Origin of the sequence: Altererythrobacter lutimaris (assembly GCF_013371495.1) — a bacterium.
GTDB lineage: Bacteria > Pseudomonadota > Alphaproteobacteria > Sphingomonadales > Sphingomonadaceae > Erythrobacter > Erythrobacter lutimaris_A.
Window position 1 is genome coordinate 1,325,552 of record NZ_JABWTA010000001.1, and the last position, 14,955, is coordinate 1,340,506.

Here is a 14,955-nt window from a genome sequence, read left to right on the forward strand (position 1 = left end):
ATGGCAAAGAAATTTCTTGGCTGCGTCGCGATCCTGATCGTCCTGTTCATTGGCGGCGCGATCTTGCTGACCGCTTTCTCTCGCGAAGCCACTGAGTTCGTCTTCGTGCCAAGCGCAGAGTTTGAAGAACAAGCCGCGCTTGAGACCAGCGCCTATGCCGATCTGGACCTTTGGTATTCGCACCCTGACAAGACGGGCGAGGATCCTGCGCGCTATCAGCCGCCTGCCGCAGACGAAGGGCGCACACTGCCCTCCCCTGCTGATCCGGCGCCGGGTGATTTCGCAGTCTTCTTCGTGCACCCGACCAGCTATCTCGACAAATCGAACTGGAACGCGCCGCTTGGTGACAAACAGGCAGAAGATGTCGCGCGGACTTACCTGCGCGGCATGGCGAGCCCGTTCAATCAAGCGAGCGCCATCTGGGCGCCGCGTTACCGCCAGGCAACTCTCGGTGCGTTCCTGACCGACAAGCCTGAAGGCCAACAAGCGATCGATGCGGCCTATGCCGATGTCGCGCTCGCCTACGATCAGTTCATCGCCCAAGTCTCGCCGGACACGCCGATTGTGCTGGCAGGTCATAGCCAGGGCGCGTTGCATCTGAAGCGGCTGCTTCAAGAGAAGGTCGCTGGTTCCCCAGCAGAAGAGCGGCTGGTTGCCGCATATGCGATTGGCTGGCCGATCTCGCTTACCCGTGATCTGCCGCTGCTTGGTTTTCCTGTGTGCACAGAGCCCGATTCCACCGGCTGCATCTTGAGCTGGTCAAGCTATGCTGAACCTGCTGATCCGTCTGACGTGATGGAGACTTATTCCGCGTCAATCGGCCTTGATGGCCAGCCTCGCGGAGACAGTACCATCCTTTGCACCAACCCGCTCACTGGCCGCGCAGGCGGTGAGGCGGACGCTTCGCTCAACCTCGGCACTCTTGTCCCGGAAGACAGCCTCGACAATGGCGAGCTGGTTGCGCGCGCCGTTCCTGCACGATGCGACGAGCGCGGACTGCTTCTGATTGGCGATCCGCCCCAAATGGGCAGCTTCGTCCTGCCGGGCAACAATTACCACGTTTACGATATTCCGCTGTTCTGGGCGAACACCAAGCAGGACGTGGCAATGCGAGTGGACGCATGGTTGCAAAGCCGCTGATCACGGACAGCGCGGCTGCGTTTGGCGAGGCTCTGCCGGATGGCGGCGCGCTGATCGCGCTTGATCTCGGCACGAAAACAATTGGCATTGCGACTTGTGATGCGGGCTGGCGATTTGCCACTCCGGGCAAGACGCTGGCGCGCGGCAAATGGGGCCGCGACCGTGATGAACTGGCCAAGCAAATCGCGGACCGCTCGATCAAAGGCGTCGTGATCGGCTTGCCGCGCAATATGGATGGCAGCGAAGGTCCGCGCGCGCAATCTGCCCGCGCCTATGCCCGTAATTGCTCGGAAGCCTTCGCTTTGCCGGTGCTGCTATGGGACGAGCGCTGGTCCACGCAAAGCGCGGAGCGCGACCTGATCGGGCAGGACACCAGCCGCCGCAAGCGCGCCGAAGTCATCGACAGCCATGCCTCCGCAGTGATTCTGCAAGGCGCGATTGACGCTTTGGCGGGGTCAGCTTTCTAGGCCTGTTCAAGTTCAGCGCGGCGCGTCTTCGCGATAGCTTCCAGCATACGGCTTCCTGACAGCTCCGCCTCGCGCCACAAGCCATCGCGCGCCGCATCATCCTGAGACAGCAGAGAACGCGCTTCGAAACTCGCCAGTTTCAGCCGGTCGCTGGGGTGGTGGCGACCGAATTGTTCAGCGAGGTCGAGCGCGTCCTCATGCCCGGTGGCAACCGCCACACGAAGGAACACTTCGGTCGCATTCGGGCTGAGCACTTTTTCCACCCGCCCGCTATCGAGATCAAAGCCATATTGGTCATACCAGCTTTGCGCGGTGTCGACTTTCATCACGTTGATGGAAACCGACAGGCTTTCAGGCGGGATCTGCGAATGAATATCCTTATGCGCGCGGTACAGCATAAGCTTGCCTTCATTAAGCGCGCTGCGTTCGATGAAGGTCAGCTCGCATTGCTCGCCTGCATATCCTGCGACATCCTCATAGGCATATTCGAAATAGTCGCTTTGATAGCCGGGCCCAAGATAACCCACTGTCAGAAATGAGAAATTGTGATCGTGCGGCACGCCATAGACAAAGGTCTTCGCGCCGCTTGCCTGATAGCAATGGTCTGTCGCGCTCGGCCAGATATTGGCGCGCAGGAAGGTGCCATTGTTGAGCGGGCTCAAGAGGATCGCTTGCGGGCCATAGCCGCTTTCGATCACATCTTCGCGATATTGGCTTTCGAGCTGGCGGAGCAACAGATCGCTGAGAAATTCCCGATTGTTGCCAAGCTTGCGGAGCCAATGCGCGGCTTCTTGCGTGCTTGAAGCATCGCCGGGATCAAAGCCGGAGGCCGCAATGCCTTCCACGCAATCGCCGAGCGCGCAGCTGGCGCTGTCTTTGATTTCGAGGACCTGAGGCATTACGCCGCCTCTCCTTTTCTGAGGGTCGGATATTGCGCGCGCAATTGCTGAGCCAGTTGGGCTGCCGGCGCCGCCAGTTCATCGCTTTCATCAGCCGCAATGCGGTCCAGCGCCGCTATCCCGCTAAAGGCGTCGAGCGCGATCATCTGGCGCACCGCTTCCCAACGCAGATGGGCAGGACCTGAGGCTGCAAGCCGCTGCATCGCAGGAACAGCATCGCTGCGGCCCAACGCGCCGAGCACGGCGAGCGCCATGCTCGACTGGCTCACACGCTTGTCACCGTCCGATTGCATGAGCAGCGCGCCATCGCTCAGGCGGAGCTCGCGCGTCGGATTTGCTTGTTCAGGCGTACGGCTCAGCTGGAGCAGGACGAGCCTGCCTTCCACGCTGATCCATTGCCGCATTTCACGGTTGCAATCGAAATGGAAGCTCGCGCCTTCGCTGACTGTGCTGCGATCACTTCTAAGCGCACCAGTGGCGGGATCTAACCGGCTGAACAGCCCCTCGCCTTGCCCCGCGACAACAATCTCATGCTGTTCGCGGTCGCTGAAGATCGCGCTGGTCGGCTCGGCCGGCTCTGCCAATTGCTCATACATCGCAATCGACAGCGTCGCGCCATGCTCTGCCAGCAATTGCATAGACCCATAGCCTGCGCTGTAGGAATAGCGGTACGGGATCTGCGCAAGCGGCTCGTCGCGCAAACCCGCCACATGCCTGCACGACCAAGTGTCGATGAAGCTGCGCGCTGCACCTGCGCTGCTGACCAAAGCCCTGAGATCGCTCAAGGCCTCCAGCGCATCACCTGCGGCATAACGCGCGAACTGTTGCAGGATTGGCGTAAGCTCGGGCAAGCTTTTCCAATCCTGCACAGTATGATCCATGGCGTTCTGAGCACGGCGCTGCGCCGCCGGGTCAGCCCGCAGTGCTGCAATCTCAGGGTCTATCCGCATGAATCAGTTAGTCCTTCCGGCGTGGATCAAGTCGCAGCCGCTGGGACCTGCTCGTCATAGACGAACACCATGATCGCAATGATCGCATCGGAATAGCTCGTCGTGGCTTTGGCAGCGCTGCCGAAAAGGCCGGTTGCTGTGTCCAGACCGGGAAGGCTTTCAAGCGCAATTTTGGGTGTTTTCATCATCTGCTCCTTTGCCACTGCGCGAACCCATTGCTCGCTCATGTGGTGAGCCGAAATCTGCGGAAAACTCACCGTGTTAAGAAATTAAAATATTGAAAACAAATAACTTTTGTAATAAGCGCACTTAATGACTGAAACTCCTCCAGTTTTTGATCCGGGCGAAGCATCCAAGCTTTTTTCCCAAGCTGGCCATTCCGGCTGGTTGGGCCTGCAATACCGCGCGCATGGCGAAAACTGGGTTGAGCTGGAGCTTCCCTGGCGCGACGATTTGCTCGCAGACGAGCAGCGCGAAGTGCTCGCTTCCGGCCCGATCATCAGCCTGATGGATATGACCAGCGGAATGAGCATCTGGACCGCTGCAAAATCCTTCAAACCCATCGCGACACTTGACCTGAGGGTCGATTATCAGCGCCCTGCCAAGCCGCGCAGCTCCGTCATCGGGCGCGTCGAATGCTACAAGATGACGCGCTCTGCCGCCTTTGTGCGCGGGATCGCGCATGACGGCGATGATGCTGACCCCGTCGCGCATGTCGCAGGCGTTTTCATGACCATCGCAAGGGATCCGCGCCGTGCCTGAGCCCAAGCCATTTTCTGACCCGATCACGCCTTACGCACGGTCCATGGGCATTGAAGTCGAAGGCGAGCTCGATGGAGCGCCGCTGCTCGCGATGGATTTCGAGCGGCTAGTGGAAGGCCGTCCTGGCCATTTGCACGGCGGCGCGACCAGCGGCTTGCTGGAGACAGCGGGCTATGCAGCGCTCGGCGCGCGCTTAAATGAGGACGATCGCTATCCGCGCCTCAAACCGATCAACATCACTGTGCAGTTCCTAAGCGCTGGCAAGCCCAAGCGGACCTATGCGCTGGGACGGATCACGCGGCTGGGTCGGCGCAACGCCAATCTCACTGTGGAAGCGTGGCAGGACGACCGCTCTCGCCCCATCGCAAGCGCGGTTATGAACATCCTTATGGTTGATCCGGACTGATTATCGATCTGGCTGGCGCTCTCGCCGTTCGACTTCGGCTCCAAGCCTTTCAAGCGCTTCTTCCAAGCGTCTTTCATCAAGGCTGATCCCGTCTTCGCTAAGGATGATTTCAAGCGGAATGCCTTCCGCTTCGCCGGAGATCACAACCGCGCCTTCGCGCAAGTTTACTTCCAGATCGCTGCCATCGATCGGGATCGTGACATTGTCTGGCACATCGAGTGGTTGGATAGGTCCTGAAGGGTCCGGAGCATCAACCGCAGGTGCAGCTTCGGCTGAGATCGCGCCGGTCATGAAGTCGCGCCAGATCCGCGCAGGCAGGCCTCCGCCTGTCACACGCTCGAGCGGCGAGTTGTCATCATTCCCGACCCACACGCCAACCACCAGACCGCCCGCATACCCAACGAACAAAGCGTCGCGATAATTCTGCGTCGTGCCGGTCTTGCCATAATTCGGAATCGTCAGAGCTGCCGCACGGCCTGTGCCTTTGTTGACGGAAGCGCGCAGCAAGCGCTCGATCGCGTCATGCTCATTGCCCGAAAGGCTATCTTCATCGCTGAAGAACCATTCTGTCCAACCTTTCTCCTCCGGCGTGAAAGCAACAGGCGCGATGGGGAAACGGTTTGCGGCAATCCCCGCATAGGCGGAAGTCAGCTCCAGCAAGCTCATGCTGGTTGTGCCGAGCGCAAGGCTGGGATCACCCACCGGCATGTCAGCAGTTACGCCGAGCTCGCGAGCTGTATCGATCACACGCTCGCTGCCAATCTGATTGAACAGCCGAACCGTCGCAACATTGCTCGATTGCGCGAACGCTTCTTCCAGCGAGATTGTGTCCGAGTATTTGTCGCCAGCATTTTTCGGCCGGTAACTACCTGTTTCAATGGGTGTATTTTCGATCCTGTCGCCAGGATCCATGCCCGCTTCGATAGCGGCAAGATACGTGAATAGCTTGAAGGTCGAACCGGGCTGACGTTTCGCTTGCGTCGCGCGATTGAACGGAGATGTCGCATAATCCTTACCGCCAATCATCGCGACGACTTCACCGTTGGGACGCATGGCCACAAGCGCGACTTGCGCATTACCGAGAGCGGCTTTGGACACAACTTGCGATGCGAGCCTTTGCAAGCCTGCATCTAGCGTCGTCGTCAGCGTCTGCTTGGCATAGCTGCGCTCTGCCGTTTTACGCACACTCGGCAGAACCCAGTCCGCAAAATATGTACCGGTCGGCAGCGTGTTGCGAGTGCGGATGTCGAGCTCGGGCGATGGCAGCGCGACTGCCCGCTCTGGCGTGAGATACCCTTCTTCCGCCATCGCATTGATGACGAGCCGCATGCGCGCTTCAGCCCCTTCATAATTGCGATTAGGCGCGAGACGTGAAGGCGCTTTCAACAAGCCGGCGAGCATCGCGGCTTGTTCTGGCTTCAAGTTTTCAGGCTGACGATAGAAGTAATGCAGGCTGGCTGCGCGCAGACCGTACTGGTTATCGCCAAAATAGGCGTTGGAGAGATAGCGTTCGAGGATCTCATCCTTGGTCAGCCACCCCTCTAACCAGAACGCGATCAGCATCTCTCGCGCTTTGCGGGTCAGGCTTCGCTCGGGCGTGAGGAAAGTGAACTTCGCAAGCTGCTGTGTGATGGTGCTGCCGCCTTGGGTCGGCCCGCCTGTAGCGTTCGAGATCGCTGCGCGCGCAAGGCCACGCGGATCAACGCCCCAATGCGAATAAAACCGGCGGTCTTCAATCGAAAGAAACGCGCCGACGACATGTTCGGGCAGGTCTTCGACTTCCACCGGCGCTTCGACATTTGCACCGCTGCGCGCAATCGGTGTGCCATCGCTTGCCAGCAAAGTGATTTGCGGCGGCGCAATCGGCTCAAGCGATTTGGACAAAGGCGCTGTGAAAGCGAGCCACCCAACCGCGATAATGAAGAGGAACAATAATGCCGCGACAATCCGCACAAACCAGCGGCGCTTACGCCCTTTGGGCTTGGATGGCGGCGCATCGAAACCGCCATCGCTCGCATCATCATAATCGAGATCAAAGTCGCGGTCGAACTGATCGAGCTGGCTGCCCCAGGGGTCTTGCGTCGCATAATAGCCAGGCGCAGCGCCGCCGGTTGCGGACAGACGCACTCGATTTACCCCGCGCGATTTTCTCAGCCATGCGAACATGCTGACTGTATTATCCTAACAATACAGCAAAGGCAATCAGGCTGTTTTCGCAGCGCCGCTTGGCAAGTCTTCGCCAAAGACACGCTGGTAATATTCGCTCACGAGCATGCGTTCTGCCTCATCGCATTTGTTGAGGAAGCTGAGGCGGAAAGCAAACCCGACCGAGTTGAAGATTTCAGCGTTCTGCGCCCAGGTCATAACGGTACGCGGGCTCATCACAGTCGAGATATCGCCATTCATGAAGCCCTGGCGGGTGAGGTCTGCGACCTTGATCATATCCGCGATGACCTTGTCATCGGTCTCAGGGCTCTTCGATTTAACGATCTTCTGCTCGACCTCAGCTTCGAGATAGTTGAGCGCAACGACGATGTTCCAACGGTCCATCTGTGCCTGGTTGATCGCTTGCGTGCCGTGATAGAGCCCGCTGGTATCGCCGAGGCCGACCGTGTTGGTCGTCGCGAACAGGCGGAAGTGCGGATCCGGGACGATAACCTTGTTCTGGTCGAGCAACGTCAGCGCGCCTTGCGCTTCGAGAACGCGCTGGATCACGAACATGACGTCCGGACGGCCGGCATCATATTCGTCGAAGGTCAGCGCAACGGGGTGTTGCAGCGCCCAAGGCAGGATGCCTTCCTTGAACTCCGTGACCTGAAGCCCGTCTTTCAACACGATAGCGTCTCGGCCAACCAGGTCGATACGGCTGATATGCGCATCGAGGTTCACGCGCACCGACGGCCATTTAAGCCGCGCGGCGACTTGTTCGATATGCGTCGACTTACCGGTACCGTGATAGCCCTGGACCATCACGCGGCGGTTGTGCGCAAAACCCGCAAGGATCGCGAGCGTCGTATCTGGATCGAACACATAGTTCTCGTCCAGATCCGGCACGCGGTCGTCCTTCAGGCTGAAGGCAGGCACTTGCCAGTCGACATCGATTCCGAACGTGTCGCGCACGTCGATGTCTGTGTCGGGTGCAGGAAAGAGCGTTTTGTCCGCTCCGTCGATTCCAGTTTCAAATACGCTATTCATTTCGCGAAAACGGTTAGCCGCGTCTTTGCAAGGCTGCAAGCGATGAGGCCGCGATTGTGCCGTGCTGCGTCAATCCACATGTGGAGATTGCCAGCCATGCTGCGCAATTTCAGCCAGGTGGCCGGTCTTGATCCAGACTCGTGCGCCGCCCGTTTCGGCTCTGAATGTTTCTGACGCACCCGGCGGCAATCTGATCCAGTCGTGCTTTGCGAAGCTGTCGGCGTTCCATTCGATCGCGCCTTCAAGGACCAACAATTCTGCACCTGCGCCCGCATCGAGAATTTTGGACGCCCCTGGTTCCCAATGCTCGATCATCACGGTTTCGCCTGGTACTTGATGGATTGTGGCCTGGTTGATGCCAGGCTGCCCTTCAAGTGCGGCCAGCTCGACATCGTTGAGGTCAATCGCGACCTGCGCATCGTCATCATGCGCGAATTGCCAGAGCTTTACAAAGATCGTGCAACCGTCATCTGCGCGCGGAATGTGACGCGTGCCGATCGGATTGCGGACATATGTGCCTGCGGGATAGTCGCCGTGCTCATCCTGAAAGGTGCCTTCGAGCACGATGAATTCCTCGCCGCCTGAATGCGTGTGGGCGGAAAAATGGCTACCCGGCGCATAACGCACGATGCTCGTTGCGCGCGCGACCTCCCCACCAATGCGGTCGAGCATGGGGCGTTCGACCCCCGCTATGGGCGATGGAGTCCACGCTAGCAGGCTTGAGTGGACGCCGACTGCCTCACTGAACTCCGCATTGATTTTCATAGCATTTTCCACTTATCCACATGCCAGCCTACCTAGTAGTAGGCAGAGTTTTCACTTGCCTTGAAACAGTCAACCTACTAGTAGGCAGGCGCAATTTCCAGTGGAGAATCCTCGCTTTGAGCACGCAGGAGCAGCTTGTTGATATCGGCGAAACGCTGATGCGCGAGCGAGGCTATGGCGGCTTCAGCTTTGCGGACCTTGCGCGCGAAACCGGCATCAGAAAGGCCAGTGTCCACCACCATTTTGCGACCAAAGCCGATTTCGGCATCGCTGTCCTGATCCGCTATGCTGAGCGAATGCGCGCACTTCTTGAGATGTTCGCGAACAGCCGCTCTGGCGGCCAAGCGCTATACAAGCTGATCAACCTCTATCGCGAAATGCTGAGCGACAGCGAGCATCTGTGCCTGTGCGTCGCTTTGGCAGGCGACCGCACAATTTTGAGCGAGCGCATGCACGCCGTCCTCGCGCAGACCAATGCGGCGACCGCCAGCTGGATCGAAAGCGTGCTACTGACTGGGCGCAAGGACCGTTCGATTTCGGTCGGCGGAGACCCCGCTGAAGAAGCGTGGGCGATCCTCGCCCATTTGCAAGGGGCGCAGTTGCTCGCTCGTGCGGCAGGAGAAGTTGAGCAATTCGATAAGGCGCTTGTCACACTGATGACGCGGATCAATCGATATTGAGAGCGGCCCATAACGCGTGTGGACTGGAAACCCGTCCCGCCCTCGCTTAGATTACCTTAATGGCTGATCCCGTTGAATCTCTGCGCTTAAAGCTCGTCGAGCAAGTGCGCGGCGTTTTCAACGACACCGCTTCAGGCCAAGAGCCGGTTCCGCCATCCGACGACGCGCTGTTCGAGAAGGACACGCCCATCCGCATGGTCCATGCAGATCTCGTCGGCATGATGGTCGGCGGCATTCGCGGACTTCTGCTGCAAATGCTTCACCCGCACGCGCTGCAAGGCGTGCTCGACCATTCCAACTTTCGCGAGGATATGCATGGGCGACTCAGACGTACCGCGCGCTTTATTGCTGTAACGACATTCGGTCACCGTGACGATGCTAGAGCCGCGATCGAGCGCGTTAATCGCATCCATGCGAAGGTCACAGGCACGTTACCGGACGGGAATACCTACGAAGCGACCAATCCGCGCACGCTCGCCTGGGTTCATGTGACCGAAGCGACGAGCTTCCTTGCCGGATATAAACGCCATGTCCGTCCGGACATGCCCAACCACGAGCAGGACGAGTATTTTCGCCAGTTCGCCATTATCGCGCGAGCACTCGGGGCCGATCCAGTCCCTGAAACACGCAGTGAAGCCGAGGCGTTGTTCCGCGAACTCCGTGTTGATCTGCGCACATCAGCGGAAGCACGCGAAGTCGCTCAACTGGTGCTGAACCAGAAACCGCCGGGAACGCCGCCCGGCCTGCAAGCGATGCTCGGCGCCGAGGCGGTTGCGATGCTGCCAAGCTTTGCGCGCTCCATGCTCGGTCTGACGCGCCCCGGGCTTGCGACCATCCCTGCACGCGCGGCCACATGGGGCATGGGCAAGACGCTGCGCTGGGCGTTCAAACAGAACTGATCGAGCAGAATTTATACGTTGGAAGCGCGCTTCGTGATATAAGCGCCGCAGAAGGAGAGGGCTTATGTACATTCAAGGTTTTGTCATCGCAGTGCCCGAAGGCAAGAAGGAAGCGTATCGCGAGCTGGCGGAAAAATCCGCCGGAAAATTTGCGGAATATGGCGTCTCGGAAATCGTTGAAGCATGGGAAGACAATGTGACGGATGGAAAGGTCACCGACTTCCGCATGGCCGTTAAAGCCGAGCCGGGCGAAAAGATTGTTTTCTCGTGGATGATCTGGCCGGACAAAGAAACGTGCGAAGCTGCTCATGCGAAAATGGAGAATGACGACTTCTGGACCACAGAAATGGGTGAAATGCCGTTTGACGGTATGCGCATGATCTGGGGCGGGTTTTCACCGCTATTGGTTCAAGGCCGCGACTAAAGAGCTGATTGATGGCAGAATTTACATTCTACACTGTCGCGATGAGCCGTGGACAGATTGCGCGCTGGGCGCTGCACGAGGCGGGCGCGGATTACGAACACGTTATGATGGAGTGGGCGACAAGGCCTGAAAGCTTCAAGGGTCTCAATCCGATGAACAAGGTCCCGTGCCTGGTCCATCATCACAGCGATCATGACCATGTCGTGACGGAAACCGCGGCGATTTGCCACTATCTCGCTGAGACCAACCCGGATGCGGGTTTGCTGCCTGATGCACATGAGCGTGCTGCCTATTTCCGCTGGCTGTTCTTCGCGGCAGGGCCGTTGGAACAAGCGGTCTTGTCGAGGGCAATGGGTTGGGACGTGCCACAGGAAAGGGAGGCAACCGCAGGCTTCGGATCGATGGAACGTACACTTGATGCAGTCGATAGCTGGCTTTCCGCGAACGACTATGCAGCTGGCAACCGCTTCACGATGGCCGATGTTTACTTTGGCAGCCAGATCGACTGGGGTCTGATGTTCGGCTCGATCCCGACCCGGCCTTCTTTTGAGGCTTACGCGGAGCGTATTCGCGCTCGACCCAAATATTCAGAAGCCAAAGCCATCGACGCAAAGATTATCGCGGAGGCAGCCGAAGACAGCTAAGCGATAGCCGCGCTTTTGCGCAAAAGCTGATAGGCTTCAACCACTTGGTTCAGCCGCTTCTCATGCCGCCGGTCCCCGCCATTGCGATCGGGATGATACCTTCGGACCAGCTCTGAATAGCGCCGTCGCAAGCGCCTGCGGTCCGTCTCAAGACCCAGTCCCATCGTGTCGAGCGCGCGAGCCTCGTCGGGACTAAACCGCCCGTCCATTGCCATCTTCGCCTCGCGCTCGGCGCGGGACTTGATCCCGTTCACCCGAGCGCCAATCGCATCCAGCGGATCGGCAAAATCGGCCCAACGCGGCATGCCGTCCACTCCGGCAGTCGGCCGGAATGAGGGACTTTCCGTTTGCCAGCCTGATGCTGGCGATTGCGCGGAAAGGATCTCCTCTGCGCTCATCCCTTCAAACCAATCATAGCCTGCGTTGAACTCACGCACATGTTCGAGGCAGAACCAGCGCCACTCACCTGGCCCGTCAAACCCATTGGGACGATAGCCTGGCGCACGGAACTCGCCAGGTTCTTCGCAAGCGGGATGCTCGCAAAGCCGTTCGCTGTCTTCAAAACGTCCATGGAATCGCGTCTGTCTCACTCTGTAAGGATGGGCATGGACAAGCCATAAGAAAACCCCCTAGGCACTTCGCATGACCGGACCCATGGCACAGGAAATCGAATCCCGGCTGCGCGAGGCCTTTACGCCGACCCAGCTCGACATCATCAATGACAGCGCGAAACATCGTGGCCATTCAGGCGATGACGGCAGCGGAGAATCGCACTTTACAATTGTGATTGAAGCGGAGGCGTTTGCAGCCATGAACCGGCTCGGCCGGCAGCGCGCGGTGATCGAAGCGCTCGGCGATATCGTCGGCGAACGGGTCCATGCGGTGGCGATCAAAGCGAAAGCGCCGGGGGAGTAACATGATCCTTCAGACCATCACTCCAACGACACATGATCTCGGCCAGTTCGAGGTTCGGCGCGCTCTGCCCAAGAAAGAGCGCACCATGGTCGGGCCGTTCATCTTCGTCGATCAGTTCGGCCCTGCACAGCTCGATATTGGCGCCGCGATGGATGTGCGCCCTCACCCGCATATCAACCTGGCAACAGTTACTTGGCTATTTGAAGGCGCGATTGATCATCGCGACAGTCTGGGCACGTTCTCGACGATCCGTCCGGGCCAAGTGAACCTGATGACAGCCGGGCGCGGCATCGTACATTCCGAACGCTCGCCCGACGAAGAACGCGCCACCGGACCACGCATGTACGGGATGCAGACCTGGCTTGCGCTGCCCGATGGCCGCGAAGAGATCGACCCAGCTTTCGAAGCGGTGAGCGACTTGCCGGTCATCGAAGACAGCTGCGCGAAGGCCATTGTCATCATGGGCGAGCTGTGGGGGAAGCGCGCCGCGACAACGACCTATGCCGATACGATTTATGCTGAGATACTTCTCGCGCCGACAGGTTCGATGCCCATCGAAGCCGAAGCAGACGAACGCGCAGTCATGCTGGTTGGCGGTGAAGCGAGCCTGGATGGCAAGCCGCTCGGCCTTTACGAACTCACCGTGCTCGCGCCGGGCCACGCGATGACGCTCACGAGCGAGCGCGGCGGGCGCATCATGCTGCTCGGCGGTGAAGCTTTTGCGACCAAACGCCATGCCTGGTGGAACTTTGTCAGCAGTAACAAGGACCGCATCCGGCAAGCGAGCGAAGACTGGAAAGCTGGCCGTTTTCCCAAGGTACCGGGTGACGAAGAAGAGTTCATACCGTTGCCTGAAGGCAGACCGAAAACTGTCACTGATTAGAGCGGGCTCAAGGGGATAGGAAAGTCATGGATTTCAAAGACAAGGTAATCTGGATCACCGGGGCGTCCTCCGGCATCGGCGCAGCTTTGGCTCGCGAATGGGCGGGTCGCGGCGCGCATTTAGTGCTTTCCGGGCGCGACGAAGCGCGGCTTGGAGAGGTTGCAGCTGGCTGCGGCGAGACACTGATACTGCCTTTTGACGTGCGCGATGATGCGGCTCTTGCCGATGCGACTGCCAAGGCGATTGGCTGGAAAGAAGGCGTTGACTTCGCGGTGGCCAATGCGGGCGTTTCGCAACGCAGCCGGGCGCTCAAGACTGAGATGCAAGTGTATCGCGACATAATCGATATCGACCTGACCGCACAGATCGCATTTTCGCAGAGCCTGATCGGTCATATGGCCGAGCGAGGAAGCGGTGGCCTTGCTTTCATATCCTCTATTGCGGGCAAAGTCGGCGTTCCGATGCGCACGGCCTATTGCGCGGCGAAATTCGGCCTCGCAGGTTACGCCGATGCCCTACGCGGCGAGCTCAGCCAGAATGGCGTTGGCGTCCATGTGATCTATCCCGGCTCCATCGCAACCGATGTCAGCCGCAACGCTCTCACTGGCTCTGGCGAGAAACGCGGGCGCAGCGACAAAGTCATCGATGAAGGCATCAAGCCCGACAAGGCTGCCAAGACCATGGTTGACGCTATCGCAGCAGGGACGCGCGAAATCATCGTCGCTGAAGGCATGGAAGAGGGCATGGGCGAAATGCGCCGCACGCCTGATGCGCTATTCGATCAGGTCGCGGCCATGGTCGCGAGCGGCTACATGGAGCGGATGGAAGCGGACGGATGATAGCGCCTGATTGACCACGCAACGATCCAGCAGGCGATCAATTGCTCCACCCAGGCCAGCGGCAACGCCGCCAGCACCATCGAAAAAGGTGCCAGACCCATGTTCGCCACTCCTATCCAAAGCAGCCCGAATACGGTGAGCGTAAAGGCAAGAGATGCAGCGATCAGCTGTCTCAAGCTCTGGCCAAATCGCTCCAACCATAGCCAATAAAAGCCAATCGCCGCCAAAATGAGAACGAGGTCCCAGACACCCCAGATCGCGAAGATCTGGTGATTCATCGCACCGATCTGCGGTTGATCTGGGAAATGTGATCGTAGAAGCGGTCGCACCACAAGAAAGTATCGTGCCACCTCTGATACATTGATCCAGATGAAATTAAGCCAAAACGCTGTAGCAAGCGCCTTTGACGGCAGCGGTTTGGCATTCTCAGGCATCTTCGGTTTCCTTGCTGATCAGAGACATAATGGTCGCTGCCCGCTTGCGAAGTTCGTCCGCTGAAGATGTAATCCGCGACATCGCCCAGAGACCTTGCGCTGAAAGAACAAGGAATTCTGACAATTGCTGCCTTCGCTCCTCTGTCATCGAAGACGGAAGAGCACTGGCAAAAGCAAGCTCGAGCCGGTGGTTGTGGTCCTTCACCAAGGCCGCAATTTCCGGATCATTCGGTGCGATCTCAGTCATTGCATTTCCGACAAGGCACCCAGGGCCCGGCAGCCCCATTCTCTCCGCAAGCACGATCTGGAGCTCGAAATATTCCGCAATCGCATTCAAGCCCTGCTCTGTGGCGCCGAATGGCTTAAGCGCCGGCGCGACAACACGATCGTGATACAGGCCGAAACAACGAGCATAGAACCTGTGCTTGCTTTCAAAATCGCGATAGATTGTTTGCCGCGTTGATCCAGTGGCCTCGACAAGTTGCGACATCGATGTGGCCTCGTAGCCGCTCTTCCAGAATAGCCTCATCCCCTTTTCGAGCACGTGATCGGGTGAATTGATGCGCGGCCTTGCCATATTTCGGAGCGTATCAGAACGTTCGTTCTGATACAAGCTTCGTCTGAGGCTGGCGAAGCCAAGAGAAACAATGCAC

Annotated in this window: 20 protein-coding genes; 11 read left to right on the forward strand and 9 right to left on the reverse strand. The window is 58.7% G+C overall.

The window, feature by feature from the left end:
- Entirely contained in the window at positions 1–1,140 is a 1,140-nt protein-coding gene (locus HUO12_RS06450; protein ID WP_176272802.1) for a DUF3089 domain-containing protein, read from the forward strand.
- On the forward strand, positions 1,122–1,607 hold the full coding sequence (gene ruvX / locus HUO12_RS06455; RefSeq protein WP_176272803.1) for a Holliday junction resolvase RuvX: 486 nt from the start codon (positions 1,122–1,124) through the stop codon (positions 1,605–1,607). Before HUO12_RS06450 ends, ruvX begins: the two co-directional genes overlap by 19 nt.
- Here the strand turns inward: ruvX and HUO12_RS06460 are convergent.
- Genes HUO12_RS06460 through HUO12_RS06470 form a run of 3 tightly spaced genes read right to left on the reverse strand, consistent with a single transcriptional unit; the run spans position 1,604 to position 3,641 of the window.
- Positions 1,604–2,506: a transposase gene (locus HUO12_RS06460; RefSeq protein ID WP_176272804.1), complete on the reverse strand. Its 903-nt coding sequence runs from the start codon at positions 2,504–2,506 to the stop codon at positions 1,604–1,606. The two genes, ruvX and HUO12_RS06460, sit on opposite strands and share 4 nt — an antisense overlap.
- Positions 2,506–3,456 (reverse strand): hypothetical protein, encoded by a 951-nt coding sequence (locus HUO12_RS06465; protein ID WP_176272805.1) that lies wholly within the window; start codon positions 3,454–3,456, stop codon positions 2,506–2,508. Before HUO12_RS06465 ends, HUO12_RS06460 begins: the two co-directional genes overlap by 1 nt.
- Positions 3,457–3,482: 26 nt before the next feature.
- Positions 3,483–3,641, reverse strand: coding sequence for a hypothetical protein (locus tag HUO12_RS06470; protein WP_176272806.1), 159 nt, complete (start codon positions 3,639–3,641; stop codon positions 3,483–3,485).
- Between the two features lie 127 nt (positions 3,642–3,768).
- On the opposite strand from HUO12_RS06470, the gene HUO12_RS06475 reads away from it, so the two are divergent.
- Together HUO12_RS06475 and HUO12_RS06480 are read left to right on the forward strand one after the other, a co-directional pair.
- The gene (locus HUO12_RS06475; protein ID WP_176272807.1) at positions 3,769–4,218 is read left to right on the forward strand and encodes a PaaI family thioesterase; all 450 of its coding nucleotides are present in this window, start codon (positions 3,769–3,771) and stop codon (positions 4,216–4,218) included.
- Positions 4,211–4,624, forward strand: coding sequence for a PaaI family thioesterase (locus HUO12_RS06480; RefSeq protein WP_408609447.1), 414 nt, complete (start codon positions 4,211–4,213; stop codon positions 4,622–4,624). Before HUO12_RS06475 ends, HUO12_RS06480 begins: the two co-directional genes overlap by 8 nt.
- Here the strand turns inward: HUO12_RS06480 and HUO12_RS06485 are convergent, their stop codons facing one another.
- From HUO12_RS06485 to HUO12_RS06495, 3 genes are all read right to left on the reverse strand, one after another.
- Entirely contained in the window at positions 4,625–6,790 is a 2,166-nt protein-coding gene (locus HUO12_RS06485) for a transglycosylase domain-containing protein (RefSeq protein ID WP_176272808.1), read from the reverse strand.
- 36 nt (positions 6,791–6,826) lie between these two features.
- Positions 6,827–7,819: a cobaltochelatase subunit CobS gene (gene cobS, locus HUO12_RS06490; protein WP_176272809.1), complete on the reverse strand. Its 993-nt coding sequence runs from the start codon at positions 7,817–7,819 to the stop codon at positions 6,827–6,829.
- 69 nt (positions 7,820–7,888) lie between these two features.
- Positions 7,889–8,584 carry a cupin domain-containing protein gene (locus tag HUO12_RS06495; protein ID WP_176272810.1) on the reverse strand — a complete coding sequence of 232 codons (696 nt, stop codon included), beginning with the start codon at positions 8,582–8,584 and terminating at the stop codon, positions 7,889–7,891.
- A gap of 116 nt (positions 8,585–8,700) precedes the next feature.
- Between HUO12_RS06495 and HUO12_RS06500 the strand changes: the two genes are divergently transcribed.
- The 4 genes from HUO12_RS06500 (at position 8,701) to HUO12_RS06515 (ending at position 11,231) form a co-directional block, all read left to right on the forward strand.
- Complete coding sequence (locus HUO12_RS06500) at positions 8,701–9,264, forward strand: TetR/AcrR family transcriptional regulator (RefSeq protein WP_176272811.1); 564 nt, start codon at positions 8,701–8,703, stop codon at positions 9,262–9,264.
- A 59-nt stretch (positions 9,265–9,323) separates the two neighbouring features.
- Positions 9,324–10,163: an oxygenase MpaB family protein gene (locus HUO12_RS06505; protein WP_176272812.1), complete on the forward strand. Its 840-nt coding sequence runs from the start codon at positions 9,324–9,326 to the stop codon at positions 10,161–10,163.
- 64 nt (positions 10,164–10,227) lie between these two features.
- Positions 10,228–10,587, forward strand: a complete 360-nt coding sequence (locus tag HUO12_RS06510; RefSeq protein ID WP_176272813.1) for a DUF1428 domain-containing protein — start codon at positions 10,228–10,230, stop codon at positions 10,585–10,587.
- Positions 10,588–10,598: 11 nt separating this feature from the next.
- Positions 10,599–11,231: a glutathione S-transferase family protein gene (locus tag HUO12_RS06515; RefSeq protein WP_176272814.1), complete on the forward strand. Its 633-nt coding sequence runs from the start codon at positions 10,599–10,601 to the stop codon at positions 11,229–11,231.
- Here HUO12_RS06515 and HUO12_RS06520 read toward each other — a convergent pair.
- A complete protein-coding gene (locus HUO12_RS06520; RefSeq protein WP_176272815.1) occupies positions 11,228–11,821 on the reverse strand; it encodes a DnaJ domain-containing protein in 594 nt (197 codons plus the stop codon). The two genes, HUO12_RS06515 and HUO12_RS06520, sit on opposite strands and share 4 nt — an antisense overlap.
- A 52-nt stretch (positions 11,822–11,873) precedes the next feature.
- Here HUO12_RS06520 and HUO12_RS06525 point away from each other — a divergent pair, with 52 nt between their 5' ends.
- Genes HUO12_RS06525 through HUO12_RS06535 form a run of 3 tightly spaced genes read left to right on the forward strand, consistent with a single transcriptional unit; the run spans position 11,874 to position 13,868 of the window.
- A complete protein-coding gene (locus HUO12_RS06525; protein ID WP_176272816.1) occupies positions 11,874–12,146 on the forward strand; it encodes a BolA family protein in 273 nt (90 codons plus the stop codon).
- 1 nt (position 12,147) lies between these two features.
- The gene (locus HUO12_RS06530) at positions 12,148–13,029 is read left to right on the forward strand and encodes a pirin family protein (protein ID WP_176272817.1); all 882 of its coding nucleotides are present in this window, start codon (positions 12,148–12,150) and stop codon (positions 13,027–13,029) included.
- Between the two features lie 26 nt (positions 13,030–13,055).
- A complete protein-coding gene (locus HUO12_RS06535) occupies positions 13,056–13,868 on the forward strand; it encodes an SDR family NAD(P)-dependent oxidoreductase (RefSeq protein WP_176272818.1) in 813 nt (270 codons plus the stop codon).
- Here HUO12_RS06535 and HUO12_RS06540 read toward each other — a convergent pair.
- Together HUO12_RS06540 and HUO12_RS06545 are read right to left on the reverse strand one after the other, a co-directional pair.
- On the reverse strand, positions 13,838–14,302 hold the full coding sequence (locus HUO12_RS06540; RefSeq protein ID WP_176272819.1) for a hypothetical protein: 465 nt from the start codon (positions 14,300–14,302) through the stop codon (positions 13,838–13,840). The two genes, HUO12_RS06535 and HUO12_RS06540, sit on opposite strands and share 31 nt — an antisense overlap.
- A complete protein-coding gene (locus HUO12_RS06545) occupies positions 14,295–14,879 on the reverse strand; it encodes a TetR/AcrR family transcriptional regulator (RefSeq protein WP_176272820.1) in 585 nt (194 codons plus the stop codon). The genes HUO12_RS06540 and HUO12_RS06545 overlap by 8 nt, the downstream gene beginning before the upstream one ends.
- Between the last annotated feature and the right edge of the window lie 76 nt (positions 14,880–14,955).